At 27.6% G+C, this 1,126-nt stretch carries 1 protein-coding gene; it reads right to left on the minus strand.

Annotated elements, in window-relative coordinates; translation table 11 throughout:
• Window positions 1-134: 134 nt before the first annotated feature.
• Window positions 135-1,126 (minus strand): hypothetical protein (locus tag VDP25_RS17610; RefSeq protein ID WP_334471950.1); only part of this gene is annotated, 992 nt, incomplete at its 5' end.

Raw genomic sequence — 1,126 nt, forward strand, 5'->3', positions numbered from 1 at the left:
AACGGTTTTGTGTATGATTAGTGGCGTGTTTAAGCACCTAATTTAGCAAATAAAAACCGAATAGAAATCCGCGAGGATTTTCGTAAGTAGGCGAGAACTAGCCATTAATTATACACGTTGTTGCCACACGTTTTTTATTTCCAATAACTTATTTTTCTCGTATCAACATAAATTGGAACGAATTCCTTTGAATTATTAAAATGTTCTTTCATTGATACATTTTTCTTAATCCAATTCCCGTTTTTGTCAAATTCATAATCAAATTTCAATTCTCGATTTAATTTTGAATCCTCGAATTCTTTTGAATTGATAGGATTATATAAAATATCAAATTCAGTTATGTTGTTTTTATGCTTTTTTAAATCGGCTGATATTGTATAAGAAGTTTGTTTAAAAATTCTTCCATCTTTCCATTCCGTTTCGCTTATCATTTCCATCCATTCTGTTTTATATGACGATTCTATTAAATTGTTGTTATTGTCATATTTAAACAGATTTGTTGTCGTTGATTTGTCATTCCCTTTTTCTTTTTGTGTAGAAGATATTATTTTATCATTATCGTCAAAAGCGTATTCTAAATTAACTTCGGTCGTATCATTTCCTTTAATAGAAATTCGTTTTATTTGATAATCATTTTTTCCATAATAAAAAGTTGTTTTATGGTCAATTGTATCATTAACGAAAACACTCAATTCACTTGTGTTTTTGATATTATCATATTCCGAAGTTTGAATAATATTCGATTCGTTTGATTTGTTAATTGAAACACTTTTTATGAACTCTTGAGTTTTGTTATAATCAATAACATTGGTTTGTGTAAGTTCTCCATAATTATCGAAGTATTCTACTTTTTTCAATTCTCCAAAATCGGTGTATTCTTCTATTTTGTTCAGAACAGGTTTATCTTCATTTTCTGTGTTCTGAAAAGTTGTTTTGTAATATTCAATTTTTTTAACTTTTCCATACAGATTGTTTCCTTGTAATGCGTTTTTCGAATCTGAATAAATTGGCTGTAAATCAGTTCTCAATTCCGTTTTGTTTTGGCAGTTAAATAAAATAATTGACATTAAAGTCAGTAAGTAAATTTTTCTCAATGTTCTTATTTTCAAATGTGTGGCAACGTGTT

Source organism: Winogradskyella sp. ECml5-4, from assembly GCF_036903175.1.
Classification (GTDB): Bacteria; Bacteroidota; Bacteroidia; order Flavobacteriales; family Flavobacteriaceae; genus Winogradskyella; species Winogradskyella damuponensis.